A 17,153-nucleotide genomic window follows, 5' to 3' on the forward strand; every position below is an offset into this window, starting at 1 on the left:
CAAGCAGGTGTCAGAGCGTGTCTTCGTAGCCCATCCCGGCGCGCAGCGACAGGAAATCGGGGCAGTCGCGCAACTGGTCCAGCAAGGCGGGGGCCACGGGTTTGCGCGGACGCGGCGCGATGCTGTCGCCCTTGCGGCCGCTGTCGCCGGTCAGGCGCATCATCGGGAACAGGTGCAGCGCATCGTCGCTCCAGCCCAGATCCAGTGCATCGGCGATCCGGCGCAGCGCCGGTTCCGGATCCTGGGTGAACTCCTCGTATTTCAGCACGGGCAGGTCGCGGTGGTCGTCCAGGAACAGCCGATAGCGGCGGGCATATTCCGCAGGGGTCTGGGGCGCCATATGGGTATGCCAGCCATTGGCGCGCAGCGAGAGATAGGATTCCACCGGGTCGCGCACCGTCACGATCGCGCGGATGTCGAATTCGGGCGCCAGGATGCGGCGCAGGCTCGGGCGGGTGCTGGGATCGCGGTGGGTGCAATAGTGCGAATGGGCATGATCGCGCAGCACCAGATGCTGGCCCCGGTCTGCCAGCCGCGCGGCCAGCCGCCCGATGGCCGCCACGAACACATCGGCCAGCATCTCCTCGGGCAGGGGGCGTGTGGTCTGGCGCATGTTCAGCAGCACATCGGTCGGGGCAAAGACGGGGCGGTCCTGCGGGATGACCAGTGTGCTCAGCGGGTCGATCTCGCTCAGCAGGACCGTGTTGGGCAGGGCGGCGACGCATTTGGCGATCAGCGTACCGCCGGTACAGGCAAAGTGGTGCAGCGTGCGGATCACCGGGCAGGCGGGCAGCGCCGCGATCAGATCCTGGCATTGCGCCAGCAGGCTGGGCAGCGGTTCGACCACAGCGGCCTCGGGCAGGGGGCGGGGATCGCCGGCCAGCAGATCCAGCGCCTCGTCGATGGCGGACTGAAGGGGGCCGATCCCGGTCCTGTTCTGCATCTGGGCGCCCCTCAGGATTTCTTCTTTTTCTTTTTCGGGGTCTTGCCGGGGGCGGCAAGGGGTGTGGCCGCCGGAACCGGCAAGGTTCTGGCCGCCTGCTCTGCGGCGCTGTCCTGCAGATGGGCGGCGGCATCCTGCAAACGCGCTGCAAGTTTGCGCAGCAGGTCGTCCTGCCTGCGGCACAGCGCCTCGCTGCGGGCGAAGCGGTCCTGAAGCTCTTGCAGATCGTTGCGGGCCAGAAGCTGGCCGCGCAGCGCGATCCCCGCATCGGCCTGCGCCCGTTCCTGTGCGGCGGTGGCGGTTGCCAGGGCCGTACGGGCACTTTCGGCCACACCTTGCGCCTCGGTCAGGACGGTTTCCGCCTGTGCGGCGCGGGTCTCCATGGCCTGGGCGTGGTGGCGTGTGTCGTTCAGCACGCGGTCACGTTCGGCGATCCGGGCCTGTGCCTCGGCCAGGGCGGTTTCCGCCTGTGCGGCGCGGTCTTCCATGGCCTGGGCGTGGTGGCGTGTGTCGTTCAGCACGCGGTCACGTTCGGCGATCTGGGCCTGTGCTTCGGCCAGGGCGGTTTCCGCCTGTGCGGCGCGGTCTTCCATGGCCTGGGCGTGGTGGCGTGTGTCTTTCAGCACGCGGTCGCGTTCGGCAACCTGGACATGTGCCTCGGTCAGCGTGGTTTCCAGTTGTGCGGCGCTGTCCTGGGCGGCGCGGAGCTGGAGCTTGGCCTCTTCCAGCGCGCGGTTCCGCTCTCCGATCAACTGGCGTGTTTCGGCCAGGGCCGCCTCCAGGCCCTTTGCCTGGTCTTGCGCGATCCGGGTGTCGTGGCGCGCGCTGTCCAGCGCCTGGTCGCGTTCGACGATCCGGGCTTCGGCCTCGGCCAGCGCCGTTTCCGCCTGTGCGGCGCGGGTCTCCATGGCCTGGGCGTGGTGGCGTGTGTCGTTCAGCACGCGGTCGCCTTCGGCGATCCGGGCCTGTGCTTCGGCCAGGGCGGTTTCCGCCTGTGTGGCGCGGGCCTCCATGGCCTGAGCCTGCTGCGTTGCGGCCCCGGTCGCGGTCCGGGCGGTTTCGAGGGCGGATTCCAGATCGGCGATCCGCGCCGCTGCGGCCACAAGGCCGCGTTGCGCCGTATTGGCGCGCATATGCAGGACAGGCCAGTCGGGGTCGGTCGTATCCAGCCGGTCGAGCGTGAAATGGGCGGCGCTCAGCCGGTCCTGCAAGACCTGCCGGGGCTGGGCGCCTTCAAAGAACATCTCCTCGCCGCAGTGCAGTTCCAGCCGGTCCACCCGGTCCATCGCGCCGCAGGCCTGCAGGCTGTCCAGGATCGCGGCTTCCGAGCCTGCGGCCTCCAGCACCAGCCACAGCGCCTCGGGCACGCCGCCCAGACGGCCGAACAGCCCGGCGGCATCCAGCATCGGCACATCGTGACGGGCGGTCACCCGCAGGCCGGGAAACAAGGCCCGCAGATCGGGGGTGGCCGGATGAAAACTGCTCAGTTCCGGCAGGTTGGCCATGCGGAATTCGGCGGTTCCGGCCTGGGCCCCCAGCCCGGCGTGCAGCACCCGCAGCCGGGGCTGCCCGGCGGCCACCTCGTCCAGCGCGGCGGCCGCGGCGGGGTCGGGCTCGACCAGCACGATCCGCTGTGCCGCGGTTGCCAGATAGTCCTCCAGCCGCCCGGCGCCTCCGGTCCCGATATGCAGCAGGGTGAACGAGGATGCGGTTCCGGTCATGAAACGTTCCGTGGTGATCGGCTGGGGCCAGGGCCCGAAAAGGGTTTGCTGCCCTCTACATAGGAAAGGCCCGGAGGAATGTCACAGGGTTTCTCGACCGACAGGCCGGGCGGTTTCCTCGTTGACAGGGACAGTCATAGTCAGGATACATGAGCAGCCTTGAAACAGCAGGCGTGATCGTGGCCCTGCCATATGTTCAGGGATCACTTCCTAGGTGGCGATGGTCGGACGACGAATGGTCTTGATGCAGGCCCTGTGTGCCAGCAGATGTTGGTGTGCGGATACGGTCCGGCGCCATCGTCGGCACGTGCGCGCTGCGGCCCGACAGTGCCCCGATCTCCGCAAGACATATTTTGGCTTTCAAGAACAACCAGGACTGTGAGGATATAACTTGGCTCTCGTTGGTGTCTATTCCTACCCGAAATCCGGCAACACCTGGGTGCGCGGGATCATTGCCGGTGCCATGAATGCCTCTGCAAAGGCCATTCCCGATTTGCACGAGCAACCCTTGAGCGAGGCCAAGGAATTTCGCGGTTTCCGGTTCTTCAAGCATCATGGCGGGCGTGATGTGACGAAGTGGCAGGGGCAGGATGTGCCTTCGACCCATATCATACATATCCGCCGCAACCCGCTGGATGTGTTCTTGTCCTATCTGAATTTCATTTCCGCCAATGTGACGAATACCGCGTCGATCCCCTTTGACTCGGTCGAATCCATCGTGGGAACGGATCTGTTCGATCTCTATTTCAGCTCCTTCACCATCACGGGCCATATCGCGCCGCGTTTTTCGCTCGAGACGGGCGATTACTTTGCCCACAATGCCTATTGGATGAAGTTCAACGCCAAGCCGATCGTGCGTCTGCGCTACGAGGATCTGTTGAACGCGCCGCTGCCCACGCTGGGGTTCCTGAAGGACTGGATCGGCATCACCGACGAAGATCTGAACACCATGCTGGAGCGGGCGGGCAAGGGCACCAAGAAGGACGGCAAGTTCTACTGGCGGCAGGAAGAAAAGAACTATTACAACTTCCTGCGCGAAGACCAGATCGCCACCTTCCTGAAGTACCGGGGCGACGAATGCCGGGCGCTTGGGTATGACCCGGCCTATCTGATGGCGCCGCCGGTCCGCTGAGCGGCCCCGCAACGGTCCGGGCGCAAGGCGCGCCCGGCACCCTGCCATGAAGGGGAACGTGTTGCGCCGTCCTGTGTCCGTCGCCCGCGATTCCCGGCCGTTGCAGGGCGCGGCCTGTGTCGTCCTTGGTCCCGGACCCTTGCCTGCGGGCGTCGATCTGTGGCGTCTGCGGTCGCAGGACTGTATCGGGCTGGACGATGGGTTCCGTGTCTGGGACGGGGCGGGCTGGTATCCGTGGCGCCATGTCTGCACCGATCCGGTGCTGATACAGGCCTGTCATGCCGGGATCGAACGGCTGGCCGCCTGCGGTCTGGTGCAGGATTTTCTGGTGCATCCGGCCTTTTTCGACCTGTACCCCCACCGGCGGACCGATCCGCGGTTCCTGGCGTCCCCGGTGGCCCGGCCCTCGGCCCTTGCGGCGCTGGACTGGGCGGCGGGATTGGGGGCGGCGCGGGTTGTGCTGGCGGGGCTGGCCGATCCGGCCCTGGCCCCGCTGCTGGACCGCGCCGCGCAGGATCTGCCCTGCCGCGTGGACAGCCTGGGGCCGCAGGAGGCGCTGACGGCGGGGGGGATCCTGGGCCAGGCGGATCCGGACCGGGTGCTGGGCCTCAGCCCGCTGGGATGCGTGTTCATACCCTGCACGGCAGGGGATATCGACGACATCCTGGGCAATTTCCGGCTATGGGCCACGGCGGCCTGCCTGCCATGCGATGGTCCGGTCGCCGAGCCCGCCCCGGTGCTGGCGGTGGTGTTCAACAATGCCACCGCCGCCGCCCGCGCCCCCGAGATCGCCGCGGCCTTTGCCGAGGCGGGCATGGCGCGGTTCTTTGACGGGGTGCAGTTCGAATGCCTCGACCTGGAAGGCGCGCGGGATGTCTATATCCGCGACCATTCCCTGCCGGTGGGGGATCTGGGCTACAAGGCCGGGCCGAACACCCAGGTGTTCGAGGCGCTGCGCCGCGTGGCGCGGTTCGGCCGCTATGCCTTTCTGATGGAGGCCGATTGCCTGCCGATCCGCCGGGGCTGGCTGTCGCGGTTGCAGGCGATCGTCGCGGGGGCAGAGCCGTTCTGGGTGATGGGCAGCCCCTATCGCGGCGAGGTGCGGCTGGCGCGCGACTATATCCGCCATATCAACGGCAATGCGGTCTATGCGGCGGGGGATCCGGGGTTCCAGACCTTTGCCGCCGATGTCTGGGAGCCCCAGACCTGGCATCTGGTGCGCGTGCGCGACAAGCGCCTGGCCTATGACTGCATCCTGGAGATCCTGTTTTCCGACACCAACCTCGAGACCGATGCCGACAGCCTTGCCCTGTGGAAGCGCAGCGCCCATCGCTTCCGGTACAGCGATTACATCCAGAATATCGCGGCAAGGCGCGATCTGGCCCGGCCTGACCCCGACCTGCCCGACCGGCTGCGGCGGGACAGCCCCGACACCCATATCCTGCATTGCCGCCCGGCCCAGCAGGCGGCGCTGGCGGCGCTGGACCCGCGCCTGCCCCTGCCAGGGGAGGGGGCGGGGTTTCCCCGGCTGGCGCTGATCGGGCCCGGCCTGCCGGCCCCCTGGCCCGAGGCGGCGCTGGTGCGGCTGGCGCCGCAGGATGCCGGGGCCGCAGCGCGTACAGGGGCCGAGATGCTGGTCTGGCACCTGCCGGCCGGCGTGCAGCCTGCGGCCTCCGATCTGGCGATGGCCCGCGCCTGTGATCTGCCGCTTGTCCTGTGGCTGGAGGGGCCACCGCCGGACGACGCGGCGACCCTGCTGGCTGACATGCTGCATCTGGCGGCGCGGCGGCTGGTGGCCTCGGCGGATCTGGCGCAGTGCTGGTCGCAGCGTTTCGGCCTGCCGTTCGTGCCTGCCGATGCGCGGCCCGATGGCCGCAACCGGCTGCGCCTGCTGCTGCGCGACCTGCCTGCCCCGGTGCACGGCCCCGGCCTGCCGCTGTGGCTGGCGGCAGAGCTTTTGCGGGATCCGGGCTCGGCCGCGCGCCGCCTGACGGAGGATCCGGGCCTGTCCGGGGCGCTGGAACAGGCCTTGCGGGCCGATCCGGGAGGGGACAGGCTGCGCCATCACCTCGACAGGGTCTTGCGGCATCTTGGCGGGGCGCCGGACCGGACCACCCAGGAGGAGAGGCCCTGAGCGTGCAGGGCCATGGCGCCGCCCGGCTGTATCGGTGCCCCCCCTCGGGACAGGGGCCGCGCCGCCAGGGGCCGCGCCACGCTGCCGAAAAAGCCCCCGCCGGTGTCTGTTGAAGCATTGTGAACAGGGCGGCGGATCCGTAGCTTGGGCGGCGCAATGCCGGTCGATCCAGGGAGCAGGACGTGCAGATTGAACAAACCGCCTTGCCGGGTGTGCTGATCCTTACGCCGCGCCGGTTTGGCGATGCGCGCGGCTTCTTTGCCGAAACCTGGAACCGCGCCACCTTGCAGGCGGCGGGGCTGCATCTGCCCGAATTCGTGCAGGACAACCATTCCTTCAGCGCCGTTCCCGGCACGATACGGGGCCTGCATTGCCAGGCGCCGCCCCATGCGCAGGGCAAGCTGGTGCGCTGCGGGCGCGGGCGGCTGTGGGATGTGGCGGTGGATGTGCGGCGCGGCTCGGCGACCTTTGGCCAATGGGTCGGGGTCGAGCTCAGCTTCGAGAATGGCCGCCAGTTGTGGATCCCGCCTGGATTCCTGCATGGCTTTGTCACCCGCGAGGCCGAGACCGAAATCGCCTACAAATGCACCGACATCTATGCCCCCGACACCGAAGGTGCGGTGCATTTCGCCGATCCCGATCTGGCCATCGACTGGGGGATCGCGCCCGATCGGGCGGTGGTTTCCGCCAAGGATGCCGCCGCACCCCGGCTGGCCGACTGGCCCTCGCCCTTCACCATGGAGGCCGGAGCGTGAAGATCCTTGTCACGGGTGGCGCGGGGTTCATCGGATCCGCGGTGGTGCGGCTGGCCATCGCGCGCGGGCATCAGGTGGTGAACCTGGATGCGCTGACCTATGCGGCCAATCTGGCCAATGTGGCCATGGTGGCGGGCCATCCGGCCTATGCCTTTGAACAGGCCGACATCCGCGACCGCGCGGCGCTGGACCGCATCCTTGCCCGCCATGCCCCCGATGCGGTGATGCATCTGGCCGCGGAATCCCATGTCGATCGCAGCATCGACGGGCCGGGCGATTTCGTATCCACCAATGTGACCGGCACCTTTCACCTGCTGGAGGCCGCGCGGAAATACTGGACTGGCCAGGGCAAGCCTGCGGAGTTCCGCTTTCACCATGTCTCGACCGACGAGGTGTTCGGCTCGTTGCCGCCCGATCCGGCGGTGCGGTTCACCGAGGACACGCCCTATGACCCGCGCAGTCCCTATTCGGCCTCCAAGGCGGCGTCGGACCATCTGGTGCGGGCCTGGGGGGAAACCTATGGCCTGCCGGTGGTGCTGTCGAACTGTTCCAACAATTACGGGCCCTATCACTTTCCCGAAAAGCTGATCCCGGTGGTGATCCTGAACGCGCTGGCCGGGAAACCGCTGCCGATCTATGGCACCGGCGCCAATATCCGCGACTGGCTTTATGTCGAGGATCACGCCGATGCGCTGTTGCTGGTGCTGACGCAGGGCGCGCTGGGGCGCAGCTACAACATCGGCGGCGAGAACGAGCGCAGCAATCTGGATCTGGTCCGCACGCTCTGCGCCATTCTGGACCGGCTGCACCCCAAGGCGGCGGGCAGCTATGCCGACCAGATCGCCTTTGTCGCCGACCGGCCGGGCCATGATGCGCGCTATGCCATCGACCCGTCGCGCATCGGCGCCGAACTGGGCTGGCGCCCTTCGGTGACGGTGGAACAGGGGCTGGAGCGGACCGTGCGCTGGTATCTCGACAACGAGGACTGGTGGCGCCCGCTGCTGGACCGCCAGGGCGTGGGCCAGCGGCTGGGGATCAAGGCATGAGGGTTCTGGTTTTCGGCCGGACCGGGCAGGTGGCGACCGAACTGGCGCGGCGGGCCGGGCCGGGGCTGGATATCGTGACACTGGGCCGAACAGAGACTGATCTGGCCGATCCGGCCGCCTGTGCCGCGGCCATTGCTGCAACGCCCTGCGCGGCGGTGATCAATGCCGCCGCCTATACTGCCGTGGACCGGGCCGAGACCGAGGAGGCGCTGGCCACCACGATCAACGCGGCGGCCCCCGGTGCCATGGCACAGGCCTGTGCCGATCTTGGCCTGCCGTTCCTGCATGTCTCGACCGATTACGTCTTTGACGGTTCGGGCGATGCACCCTGGCAGCCGACCGATGCGGTGGCGCCGCTCAATGCCTATGGCCGGTCCAAACTGGCGGGCGAACAGGCGGTCCGGGCCGCCGGGGGGGCGCATCTGATCCTGCGCACCTCCTGGGTCTATTCGGCCCATGGCCAGAATTTCGTGAAAACCATGCTGCGCCTTGGGGCAGAGCGTCCCGCGCTGCGGGTGGTCGATGACCAATGGGGCGGGCCGACCCCGGCGGCGGCCATTGCCGATGCGCTGCTGGGGGCCGCCCGTGCGCTGGCCGATGGCGTGACAGGCGGCACCTACCATTTTGCCGGTCAGCCCCCCACCACCTGGGCGCGTTTCGCGCGCGAAACATTCCGCCTGGCGCATGTGTCCTGCGCGGTCGAGGGGATCGCCACCGCCGATTACCCCACGCCCGCCCGCCGTCCGCTGAATTCCCGGCTGGACTGTGCCACATTGACGGCGGATTTCGGCATTACACCGCCCGACTGGCAGGCCGGGCTGGCCGCGGTACTACAGGAGTTGCGCGCATGACCACACGCAAGGGGATCATCCTGGCCGGGGGCACCGGCACGCGGCTGCATCCGATCACGCTGGGCGTGTCCAAGCAGCTTTTGCCGATCTATGACAAGCCGATGATCTATTACCCGGTCACGGTGCTGATGCTGGCCGGTATCCGCGAGATTGCCATCATCACCACCCCCGAGGATCAGCCGCAGTTCCGCCGCCTGCTGGGGGATGGCGCGCGCTGGGGCCTGTCCTTTACCTTCATCGTGCAGCCCAGCCCCGACGGGCTGGCCCAGGCCTATCTGCTGGCCGAAGACTTCCTGGCCGGGGCCCCGTCGGCCATGGTGCTGGGCGACAACATCTTTTTCGGCCATGGCCTGCCCGATGCGCTGGCGGCGGCCGATGCGCGGGCCACGGGCGGCACGGTCTTTGGCTATCGCGTGGCCGATCCCGAACGCTATGGCGTCGTCGATTTCGCCCCCGATGGCACGGTGCGCGCCATCGTGGAAAAGCCCGAACGCCCCCCGTCGCATTTCGCGGTGACGGGGCTGTATTTCCTTGATGCCAGCGCACCGGACCGCGCCCGCGCCGTGCGCCCCTCGGCGCGGGGCGAACTGGAAATCGCCGACCTGCTGCAAAGCTATCTGGACGAGGGCGCGCTGGCGGTGGAACGGCTGGGCCGTGGCTATGCCTGGCTGGACACCGGCACCCATGGCAGCCTGCTGGATGCGGGCAATTTCGTGCGCACCTTGCAGGACCGTCAGGGCCTGCAAATGGGCTGCCCCGAGGAGATCGCCTTTCAGAAAGGCTGGATCACCGCCGAATCCCTGCGCGCCGAAGCGCTCAGGTTGCAGAAGAACGATTATGGCCGCTATCTTCTGCGGCTGCTGCCTGCCTGAGCCGCCCGGCCCGCTTGCCCGCGCCGGGTTCAGGCGGCTGCCAGACCATGTCGATCAGACCCTGGCCGAAACGCTGGCCGCAAAAGCCATAGACCTTGCGATAGCGGTGGGCAAAGACCTGCCGGTCTTCCGGCGTCAGGTCGTTCTCGGTGCGGCTGACATTCTTGCGGGTGTCGAAATCCGCCGTGCGCCAGGCAATGCCCAGATGGTCGCACAACCGCCGGATCGACGCATCCGCGAACAGCCGTTCGTAGAATTCGTAAAACGCCTCGGTGCCGAACACCGTATCCAGCATGCGGATCGTATGGGCATAGTCCGACCGCAGCTGTTCGCCCGGCGTGGCCAGCTTGCGCCGCATCATGCTGGTTTCCTGCTCATAGCTGGGGTGGATCTTGCGGTCGCGGAAGCTCATCCGCACCATCGACTGCAACCGCTCCACCGGATCGCGCATCAGAAACACCGGGCGCACGGTGATGCCGCGGGCGGCGAACCCGTCACGGATGCGGATCAGCGTCTCTTCGGACAGGCCGGCATAGGTGGGCGTGATGTCGCCGGTCAGGCGGATCCCGTCCTGCTGCAACAGCCGGGCGAAATAGTCGAAATACATCTCGGGATCGGCCAGAAACGCGGCCCTGCGCACCTTGCCCTGCGCCATCCAGGTCTCGGCGGGTTTCTTCAGGCTGCGGATCGCCTGCCTGGCGATGCGCTTGCGGAAATTGACGCAATCGGGCAGCGTCAGCGCGTCGAAGACATGGTATTCCTTGGCAAATCCGAAATCGGCCTCGGGGGCGGCCGCCAGATAATCATGCAGCCATGTCGTGCCCGCCTTTTGCGCGCCGACGCCCAACAGGAAAACCTTCATCCCCGTTTCCCTTCTGAAATGCGATACCCGGTTTGTGCTTTGCATCTTGGGTAACGGATCGGCAAAGATTGCGCAACTGCGGCAGGCATCCCCATGACGGCCCGGCCTGGCGCCGGTTTCGCGGTTGCTCCGCAGCCGCGCGCTTGCTATGCCAGCCGGGTGTTCCGGTGCCCTGACAGGACGGCCTGCTGCCCCCTGCGGGACACCGCCAGACTTGCGGGATTTACATGACGAAACGCGCCCTCATTACCGGGATCACAGGCCAGGACGGCAGCTATCTTGCGGAACTCCTGCTGGAAAAGGGCTATGAGGTCCATGGGATCAAACGCCGGGCCTCGCTGTTCAACACCCAGCGTGTGGATCACATCTATCAGGATCCGCATATCGACAATGCGCGGTTCAAGCTGCACTACGGCGATCTGACCGATACGTCGAACCTGACGCGGATCCTGTCGGAGGTGCGGCCGGACGAGGTGTACAACCTTGGCGCACAAAGCCATGTCGCCGTCAGCTTCGAGGCGCCGGAATATACCGCGGATGTCGATGGCATCGGCACCCTGCGCCTGCTCGAGGCGATCCGGTTCCTGGGGATGGAAAAGACCACGCGGTTCTATCAGGCCTCGACCTCGGAACTTTACGGTCTGGTGCAGGAAACGCCGCAGCGCGAGACGACGCCCTTCTACCCGCGCAGCCCCTATGCGGTGGCCAAGCTCTATGCCTACTGGATCACGGTGAACTACCGCGAGGCCTATGGGATGTATGCCTGCAACGGCATCCTGTTCAACCATGAAAGCCCCCGCCGGGGCGAAACCTTCGTGACCCGCAAGATCACCCGCGGGCTGGCCAATATTGCCCAAGGGCTGGAACAGTGCCTGTACATGGGCAACATCGATTCCTTGCGCGACTGGGGCCATGCCAAGGATTACGTGCGGATGCAGTGGATGATGCTGCAACAGGATGTGGCCGAAGATTTCGTGATCGCCACCGGGGTGCAGTATTCCGTGCGCGAGTTCATCACCTGGTCCGCAGCCGAACTGGGGATCGAACTGGCCTTCAGCGGCACCGGCGTGGACGAGATCGGCACGGTCGTGTCGGTCAGCGGCGACAAGGCGCCGGGGGTCAAGGCGGGGGATGTGCTGGTGCGCATTGACCCGCGCTATTTCCGCCCGGCGGAAGTGGAGACGCTGCTGGGCGACCCGGCCCGCGCCAAACAGCGGCTGGGCTGGGAGCCCGAGATAACGGTGCAGGAGATGTGCGCCGAAATGGTGGCCGAAGACCTCAAGACCGCCCGCCGCCACGCCCTGCTCAAGGCCCATGGCCATGATGTGCCTGTGAGCGTCGAGGGATGAGGGTTGTGTTATTCCATGGGCGGCTGTCCGCTTTGCCACAAATAAGAACCGGAGGTTCAAAATGAGAAGTGTAATGTGTGTTTCCATGCATAAGGCAGGCAGCACCATCACAGATAGCATTCTTCTCGATTTCATGAATGCAAAGGGGATGGAGATCGACAGGATCTCGCTTCTCGCCCCTAAATCGGCCATTCCGGTCAAGGATCTCTATGTTCAGTATCAGGAAAAAATGAAGCTGGACGGCGTGTACTATGGAGTTGCCCGCGGGCCTTTCGTATCACAGATGCCGATCCTGAAGAACATGAAGATCATCATGCAGGTTCGGGACCCGCGTGATTGCATTACATCCGCCTATTTTTCGTTCAAGACATCCCATGTGCCGCCGAAGGATCCTGCAAAACTCCAGGAATTCATGGAGCGCCGCAAGAAGCTTGAGGAGATGGACATCGATCAATATGCCGTGGCCGAAGCGGGCGGATACAAGCACCGGCTGTCCATCCTCAAGAAATTGATGGACGGACATAATGACATCCTCCTGCTGAAGTATGAGGATATGGTCACGCAGACCCCAAAATGGTTGAATCAGATATCCGAATTCATTGACCAGCCAATCACAGATGAATTGCGTACAACTCTTGGTGACAAGGTTAACTTCTCCGTGCCGAAAGAAGACGAGAGCAAGCACAAGCGTCAAGTCTTGCCGGGGGATCATATGAGGAAGCTCAAGCCCGACACTATCCGGGCCATGTCTGAGAGAATGGCAGACGAGCTAGGCTTCTTTGGCTATGCAATGCCGTAAACATCCGACAGCTCCTGCCCTGTGATTCAGGGCAGGGGAGATAACGCAGGCTACGATGCAGAATACACACCTCATCTTTCCTCATATCCCGAAGACTGCCGGAACCAGTGTTCGGCGGAATATGAAAGAGGCCTTTGAACAGGGCGCGGAGCCTTATGTCGAGGTTGCTGTCTACGATATGCCTGGGAACTGGGTTTCGACCAGGGCATTCGAATCCTACGATCTGCCACGGAATTGGGACTTCATCTATGGCCATGCCACGATGGAACAATTCCTGAAGAATACAAATCTGGATCCTGCTGATGAAGGCATCACCTGTCTTTCGTTTGTCCGGGATCCGATTGATCGCTGTATCTCAGTGTACAATTACATTGCAACAACACCAACGCACGGGTTGCACAAGCAATGCCTGGCTTCCGAGCCGCAGAGCTTCCTGAGAATGATCGTCGAGCGCGACAGGAATGTGCAGCACCGCTATCTGGCCTGTCGTGCAGATGTGAAGTGGACTTTCCTGATTGCGCCCAGCAACCGGGTCGGCCAGACCTGTGCCGAAGCCTTCGAACGCGTGACAGGCAAGGATCTCGGCAAGGATTTCTTCGACAAGAAGTTCAATGTCACGAAGAAGTTTTCTCAGCAAGGGCAGGCACAACGCATGTCCCGAGACGCTCTCGATGCAAAGCTTCTTGCCGAATACTATGATCTGAACGATCTGGATCGCCGAATGTTCGAAATGGTCAGCGACCGAGGTGTCATGTATGAAAATCCGGTTTGGGCTTTGTGAGTTTCCTGGAATGCTCGAAAGTTCTGATGCGGCATGAGTGACGATCTGCCACCCGAGCATGATATCGCTGATTTCTTTCCACGCAATATGCGCAGCCAGTTTCGTGACTGCCGTATTTTTGCATATGATCAGGTCCTGAAGCGAATTCAATTTGTTGCACCACAGCGAGAGGCAGTGCGGTCAAATTATCGCGTTGTCTTCAGCCAGAAAGATTTGCGTGGCAGTGTAAAAATCTCCTTGGGCCCAAGTAGTGGGAACATTCAGATAGATACGGCCGGACCAGTTAATCTTGACATTCGTATGTGGAGGTCTTCCAGTCTCAGGATTGGTGCAGGAACGACCGTGAATAATGCAAGGATTGTGTGTGACAAAGCTGACGTGATCATCGGTCAAGATGGATTGTGGTCTGATGATATCCTGATCCAGTCCAATGATTAGCACGGCCTTGTGGATCTCGGCTCGATGGAAATTCTGAATGATCATCGACGTCGTATTGTCATTGATGATCACGTCTGGATCGGCAGGCGGGCGATTGTCATGCCGGATGTGAAAATCGGTTTCGGAAGTGTCATTGCCGCTGGCGCAATCCTTACTTCGAACGTTCCGGAAAAGGTGGTTTTTGCTGGGGTTCCGGCGCGTATGGTCCGGCAGAATGTTACCTGGTCCCGGCATGTTTACGGTTTCTCCGAAGGGGAGCTGGCGGCTTTCGGCGAAAAATTCGGTGCCAATCCTCCGGTACGCGGCGGGCATGGCTTATGAGGTGGCTACCTAGCGCGACGCTTATGTCGTGAACGGTTGAACGGAAGGATTTGCAATGAAGGTCTACATCGCAGGCCATCGCGGCATGGTGGGCGGGGCGATCCTGCGCAGGCTTCAGGCCCGCAAGGCGGCGGGAGAGGCGCTGGAGCTGATCACCCGCACCCATGCCGAGCTGGATCTGACCAGCCAGGCGGCAGTGCGGGACTTCATGCAGGCCGAACGCCCCGATGTGGTGATCCTGGCCGCTGCCAAGGTGGGGGGCATTCATGCCAACAACACCTATCCGGCCGAGTTCATCTATGAAAACCTGATGATCGAATGCAATGTGATCCATCAGGCCTTTGCCGCCGGGGTCATGCGCCTGCTGCAACTGGGATCCAGCTGCATCTACCCCAAGGCCGTGCCGCAGCCGATGCGCGAGGATGCGCTGTTGACCGGCACGCTGGAGCCGACGAACGAACCCTATGCCATCGCCAAGATCGCCGGGATCAAGCTGTGCGAAAGCTATAACCGCCAGCATGGCACCGATTACCGCTCGGTCATGCCCACCAATCTTTACGGGCCGGGCGACAATTTCCACCCGGAAAATTCCCACGTCCTGCCCGCGCTGATCCGCCGCTTTCACGAGGCGGCGCAATCGGGGGCCGAGGTGGTGACGATCTGGGGCTCGGGCCGGCCGATGCGCGAATTCCTGCATGTCGACGACATGGCCGAGGCGAGCCTTTTCGTGCTGGACCTGCCCAAGGACATCTATGATGCCAACACCCAACCGATGCTGAGCCATATCAACGTCGGATCCGGCAGCGACGTCTCGATCCTCGATCTGGCCCGGATGGTGGCGCAGGTGACAGGCTTCAAGGGCCGGATCGAGACTGACCCGACCAAACCCGACGGCACGATGCGCAAGCTGATGGACGTCAGCCGCCTGGCCGACATGGGGTGGAAGGCCGGGATCGGGCTGGAAACGGGGATCGCGGACACCTACCGCTGGTTCCTGGATCACCAGAACAGTTTCCGCGCCTGAGTTGATGCAGACCCGTTGACAAGGCGAGGTGTCGGGTTATTCTCATAGAATTCTAAACTGAAAGGCTAAGAGAAATCAATCAAGGTAAGGAAGCGTAATTTTGTGGCGCTCGTTTTAGAATGTCAACTGTGTAGGATCACTGAATTGTCTGGAAGTATTCTCATCGTAGGTCATAGTCATATCCGCTGTTTGATGGAAGCTTGGAACAAGCGTGCGGGGTACGAGGGCGAATATGATGTCGAATTTGTAGATCTCATATGGTTGGAGCGTCAGGAAAAGCTGGCGGGGAGACAAGTAGGCGACGCTGTGAAACGGCGTGTGCGGAATCCATCACCTAATTATATCTGTCAATGTGTCAATGGAAACTTCCACAATGTTTTAGGAATCGTTGAGAATCCGGTACCTTTTTCAGTAGGAGAAGAAAACTACGGTAGCGCTCCTGTTGGAAACGGGCGCTGGTTTATTCCATCAAGTGTCATGATGGATGTTTTTCAAGCCAGATTTGAGCGGGCGTGTAAGGCAATTGAGTCGGTGTTTGCGGCTTTTCCAGAGAGTACTCGACTTTATCTTAACCCACCACCACCCGTAGCTGATTGGGAACACATAAAAGCCTATCCTGGTGTGTTTTCAGATAACATTCACCTCGGGCCAGCTCCGAATGATTTGAAGATTCGCCTGTATGAGCTGCAAACGGCTTATTTTGAGAATGTGGCGCGTGTGCAGGCGGCTTCTTTTATCAGAGCGGCACCCGAGACTTTGACGTCGGACGGATTCCTGAGGGCAGATTACTACAATGCCGACCCGACGCATGGAAATATGCGCTATGGACAGGTAATGCTTGAAGAGATATTCAAAAATGCTCAGAAATTTCGTCGTTTAACTCGCGTTTCGGAAAGCTTGACATGAAACATCCTTATGTAGGTTTGCCTGATCGACAGTTTTGGAAGAAGGAACCAGGCATACAGGACGCCTACCTGCTTGATCCGGTGGGGCCAGTTACAATGACGCTGACGCGACAAGATCGGATTGTCACTGCGGGTAGTTGCTTCGCTCAGCACGTAGCCCGCTTTCTCTCCCAATCCGGCTACAATCACTACATCGCCGAGAGGGCACATCCCATCGTCCCGGCGAGGGTGGCACAGACCCATAATTATGGCCTCTTTTCCGCACGGTATGGGAATATATATACTGCACGCCAGCTCAAGCAGTTATTGCAGAGAGCCTACGGCGAGTTCGATCCATGTGAGATTTCTTGGCAATCGCCTCACGGGGAAGGTGTCGTCGACCCTTTCCGTCCACAAATTCAGCCGGGCGGCTTTCTAGGTGAGTCAGAGCTTCTTGCCGATCGATCACATCATTTTTCGTGCATCCGCGAAGCACTCGAGAACATGGATGTTTTTATATTTACGCTCGGTTTGACAGAGGCTTGGGTCGATCGCCGAGACGGCGCTGTATTTCCGATTGCACCGGGCATTGCTGGCGGCCAGTACGACCCAGGGACAGTTGCCTTTCAAAATTTCGACGAGGAAGAAACTTGGGAAGATTTGCGGTTCTCACTGGAGTTTCTGCGCTGGATCAATCCGTGCTTGAAGATCATCCTGACTGTGTCGCCTGTCCCTCTAAATGCTACTTACGAGAATCGGCATGTTTTGGTTTCGACGGCGTGGTCAAAGGCGGTACTGCGGATCGTTGCTGAAAAGGCGATGCGCGCTTTTGATGATTGTGTTTATTTCCCGTCATACGAATTGATTACCAGCCCACATGTAATGGGTCAGTATTACGAAAATGATCGCCGAGAAGTCCGAGAAGCTGGTGTGAGTCATGTGATGGCGCTGTTCATGGCGCATTTTACCGAGGGAGGGGGATGTTCATCCAGAGTGCCTCCCGAGCCTGTTGCTGTCGATAGCCATCTGGCTGAGATGGAGCGAAAGATAGAGGTTCTGTGCGATGAGGCAGCGATCACTAACGAATAGATCTGTCCTGCCCGGACAGTGACAGGCCCCCCGCATTGCGGGGGGCCTGTTGGTGTAGGGGGCTGTCGGTTCAGATGAACAGGAAGTCGTCCGCGACCAGATCGGCCCTTTGCACATTCAACAGCGTGATGCTGGTCGAGGCATTCACGGTG

General features: G+C 62.6%; 17 protein-coding genes. 14 read left to right on the forward strand and 3 right to left on the reverse strand.

The genetic code is table 11. The features are described 5' to 3' along the window. Positions 1–10 precede the first annotated feature (10 nt). Both BW970_RS17745 and BW970_RS17750 read right to left on the reverse strand, forming a co-directional pair. Positions 11–943: a sulfotransferase gene (locus tag BW970_RS17745; RefSeq protein WP_076533940.1), complete on the reverse strand. Its 933-nt coding sequence runs from the start codon at positions 941–943 to the stop codon at positions 11–13. Positions 944–954: 11 nt separating this feature from the next. Further along, the gene (locus BW970_RS17750) at positions 955–2,664 is read right to left on the reverse strand and encodes a coiled-coil domain-containing protein (RefSeq protein ID WP_076533941.1); all 1,710 of its coding nucleotides are present in this window, start codon (positions 2,662–2,664) and stop codon (positions 955–957) included. 391 nt (positions 2,665–3,055) lie between these two features. On the opposite strand from BW970_RS17750, the gene BW970_RS17755 reads away from it, so the two are divergent. The 6 genes from BW970_RS17755 to rfbA all read left to right on the forward strand — a co-directional run bounded on the left by BW970_RS17755 (position 3,056) and on the right by rfbA (position 9,454). Beyond that, positions 3,056–3,796, forward strand: a complete 741-nt coding sequence (locus tag BW970_RS17755; RefSeq protein ID WP_076533943.1) for a sulfotransferase domain-containing protein — start codon at positions 3,056–3,058, stop codon at positions 3,794–3,796. A 61-nt stretch (positions 3,797–3,857) separates the two neighbouring features. After that, entirely contained in the window at positions 3,858–5,930 is a 2,073-nt protein-coding gene (locus BW970_RS17760) for a hypothetical protein (RefSeq protein ID WP_144039012.1), read from the forward strand. Positions 5,931–6,112: 182 nt separating this feature from the next. Then, complete coding sequence (rfbC, locus tag BW970_RS17765; RefSeq protein ID WP_076533946.1) at positions 6,113–6,685, forward strand: dTDP-4-dehydrorhamnose 3,5-epimerase; 573 nt, start codon at positions 6,113–6,115, stop codon at positions 6,683–6,685. Beyond that, complete coding sequence (gene rfbB / locus BW970_RS17770; RefSeq protein ID WP_076533947.1) at positions 6,682–7,731, forward strand: dTDP-glucose 4,6-dehydratase; 1,050 nt, start codon at positions 6,682–6,684, stop codon at positions 7,729–7,731. Before rfbC ends, rfbB begins: the two co-directional genes overlap by 4 nt. Next, complete coding sequence (gene rfbD, locus BW970_RS17775; RefSeq protein ID WP_076533949.1) at positions 7,728–8,582, forward strand: dTDP-4-dehydrorhamnose reductase; 855 nt, start codon at positions 7,728–7,730, stop codon at positions 8,580–8,582. Before rfbB ends, rfbD begins: the two co-directional genes overlap by 4 nt. Next, positions 8,579–9,454, forward strand: a complete 876-nt coding sequence (rfbA, locus tag BW970_RS17780; protein WP_076533950.1) for a glucose-1-phosphate thymidylyltransferase RfbA — start codon at positions 8,579–8,581, stop codon at positions 9,452–9,454. Before rfbD ends, rfbA begins: the two co-directional genes overlap by 4 nt. Here the strand turns inward: rfbA and BW970_RS17785 are convergent. Continuing rightward, positions 9,399–10,316 carry a sulfotransferase family protein gene (locus tag BW970_RS17785; protein WP_076533952.1) on the reverse strand — a complete coding sequence of 306 codons (918 nt, stop codon included), beginning with the start codon at positions 10,314–10,316 and terminating at the stop codon, positions 9,399–9,401. The genes rfbA and BW970_RS17785 overlap by 56 nt on opposite strands. A 227-nt stretch (positions 10,317–10,543) precedes the next feature. Here BW970_RS17785 and gmd point away from each other — a divergent pair, with 227 nt between their 5' ends. From gmd to BW970_RS17815, 8 genes are all read left to right on the forward strand, one after another. Beyond that, positions 10,544–11,665 (forward strand): GDP-mannose 4,6-dehydratase, encoded by a 1,122-nt coding sequence (gene gmd / locus BW970_RS17790; RefSeq protein ID WP_076533953.1) that lies wholly within the window; start codon positions 10,544–10,546, stop codon positions 11,663–11,665. 61 nt (positions 11,666–11,726) lie between these two features. Beyond that, on the forward strand, positions 11,727–12,464 hold the full coding sequence (locus BW970_RS17795) for a sulfotransferase domain-containing protein (protein ID WP_083701362.1): 738 nt from the start codon (positions 11,727–11,729) through the stop codon (positions 12,462–12,464). Between the two features lie 55 nt (positions 12,465–12,519). Further along, positions 12,520–13,245: a sulfotransferase family 2 domain-containing protein gene (locus BW970_RS17800; RefSeq protein ID WP_076533957.1), complete on the forward strand. Its 726-nt coding sequence runs from the start codon at positions 12,520–12,522 to the stop codon at positions 13,243–13,245. A 33-nt stretch (positions 13,246–13,278) separates the two neighbouring features. Next, a complete protein-coding gene (locus tag BW970_RS20625) occupies positions 13,279–13,683 on the forward strand; it encodes a hypothetical protein (protein ID WP_144039013.1) in 405 nt (134 codons plus the stop codon). Between the two features lie 24 nt (positions 13,684–13,707). After that, positions 13,708–14,004: an acyltransferase gene (locus BW970_RS17805; protein ID WP_076533959.1), complete on the forward strand. Its 297-nt coding sequence runs from the start codon at positions 13,708–13,710 to the stop codon at positions 14,002–14,004. Between the two features lie 55 nt (positions 14,005–14,059). Continuing rightward, entirely contained in the window at positions 14,060–15,028 is a 969-nt protein-coding gene (gene fcl / locus BW970_RS17810) for a GDP-L-fucose synthase (RefSeq protein WP_076533961.1), read from the forward strand. A gap of 144 nt (positions 15,029–15,172) precedes the next feature. Next, a complete protein-coding gene (locus BW970_RS20630; RefSeq protein ID WP_144039014.1) occupies positions 15,173–15,934 on the forward strand; it encodes a hypothetical protein in 762 nt (253 codons plus the stop codon). Then, entirely contained in the window at positions 15,931–17,001 is a 1,071-nt protein-coding gene (locus BW970_RS17815; protein WP_076533963.1) for a GSCFA domain-containing protein, read from the forward strand. The genes BW970_RS20630 and BW970_RS17815 overlap by 4 nt, the downstream gene beginning before the upstream one ends. The last annotated feature ends 152 nt before the right edge of the window (positions 17,002–17,153 follow it).

The sequence above is a fragment of the Gemmobacter megaterium genome (genome assembly GCF_900156815.1).
Taxonomy (GTDB): domain Bacteria; phylum Pseudomonadota; class Alphaproteobacteria; order Rhodobacterales; family Rhodobacteraceae; genus Wagnerdoeblera; species Wagnerdoeblera megaterium.

What these genes read in the sequence shown, in the direction of transcription:
- BW970_RS17745 (WP_076533940.1), bottom strand. Translation starts at nt 943, where the DNA reads ATGCAGAACAGGACCGGGATCGGCCCCCTTCAGTCCGCCATCGACGAG.
- BW970_RS17750 (WP_076533941.1), bottom strand. Translation starts at nt 2,664, where the DNA reads ATGACCGGAACCGCATCCTCGTTCACCCTGCTGCATATCGGGACCGGA.
- rfbD (WP_076533949.1), top strand. Translation starts at nt 7,728, where the DNA reads ATGAGGGTTCTGGTTTTCGGCCGGACCGGGCAGGTGGCGACCGAACTG.
- rfbA (WP_076533950.1), top strand. Translation starts at nt 8,579, where the DNA reads ATGACCACACGCAAGGGGATCATCCTGGCCGGGGGCACCGGCACGCGG.
- BW970_RS17785 (WP_076533952.1), bottom strand. Translation starts at nt 10,316, where the DNA reads ATGAAGGTTTTCCTGTTGGGCGTCGGCGCGCAAAAGGCGGGCACGACA.
- gmd (WP_076533953.1), top strand. Translation starts at nt 10,544, where the DNA reads ATGACGAAACGCGCCCTCATTACCGGGATCACAGGCCAGGACGGCAGC.
- BW970_RS17795 (WP_083701362.1), top strand. Translation starts at nt 11,727, where the DNA reads ATGAGAAGTGTAATGTGTGTTTCCATGCATAAGGCAGGCAGCACCATC.
- BW970_RS17800 (WP_076533957.1), top strand. Translation starts at nt 12,520, where the DNA reads ATGCAGAATACACACCTCATCTTTCCTCATATCCCGAAGACTGCCGGA.
- BW970_RS20625 (WP_144039013.1), top strand. Translation starts at nt 13,279, where the DNA reads ATGAGTGACGATCTGCCACCCGAGCATGATATCGCTGATTTCTTTCCA.
- BW970_RS17805 (WP_076533959.1), top strand. Translation starts at nt 13,708, where the DNA reads ATGGAAATTCTGAATGATCATCGACGTCGTATTGTCATTGATGATCAC.
- fcl (WP_076533961.1), top strand. Translation starts at nt 14,060, where the DNA reads ATGAAGGTCTACATCGCAGGCCATCGCGGCATGGTGGGCGGGGCGATC.
- BW970_RS17815 (WP_076533963.1), top strand. Translation starts at nt 15,931, where the DNA reads ATGAAACATCCTTATGTAGGTTTGCCTGATCGACAGTTTTGGAAGAAG.